The organism is Aphanothece microscopica RSMan92 (genome assembly GCF_046613545.2).
Classification (GTDB): Bacteria; Cyanobacteriota; Cyanobacteriia; order PCC-6307; family Cyanobiaceae; genus NIES-981.
On the sequence record NZ_JBKKKY020000339.1, the window covers coordinates 1 to 621 of the forward strand.

Annotated in this window: 1 protein-coding gene and 1 pseudogene; both read right to left on the bottom strand. The window is 42.7% G+C overall.

Annotation, left to right across the window (positions count from 1 at the left end):
- A partial coding sequence (locus ACLD7X_RS17875) for a PASTA domain-containing protein (protein WP_425625462.1) occupies nucleotides 1-212 on the bottom strand: 212 nt, incomplete at its 3' end.
- Between the two features lie 183 nt (nucleotides 213-395).
- Nucleotides 396-621 (bottom strand): annotated as a pseudogene (locus ACLD7X_RS17880) (riboflavin synthase); the annotation flags it as partial.

The window sequence follows — 621 nt, forward strand, 5'->3', positions numbered from 1 at the left end:
ACTACTGTAACATATATTTTTCGCCCTTCCTTTACCTTGGAGCCAGCCTGTGGATATTGCGAAATAATTGTCAATGGGGGGACCTTCGCCACAAATGTACAGTCACTCACCTCATACCGTAAATCGCGGGTGTCGAGGTAATCTTCCAGCTCCTCAATGTTCATATTTTTCAGGTCTGGTACCGTGATAGCCTCACCGTGATTGGTGCGCATGGGCAGGTAGAGGAAGAAGAAACTCAGGAACAAAACGGTTACCAGTGAAATAATGATACCGATATGAATAAGAAGGTCTTTCCGGGAGTTAGTACTTATTTTAGCCATGGGCTTACAAGAGCATTTCGTTTTTAAACGGTAAAAATAGAAGGAAATTTTTACGCCACCAATAGTCGGGGTTTGTTAGCGTCCCATCATACGCTGGACGTATTTCCCCAGTATATCAAATTCAAGATTAACTATATCCCCTTTTTTTAGTTGGTGAAAGTTAGTATGCTCGTAGGTGTACGGGATGATGGTCACCCGAAATGAGCCATTTTCGGAATTGAACACCGTCAGGCTTACGCCGTTGATCGAAATAGAACCTTTCTCAACGGTAATATTTCCCAACGAGGAATCATATTCGAAA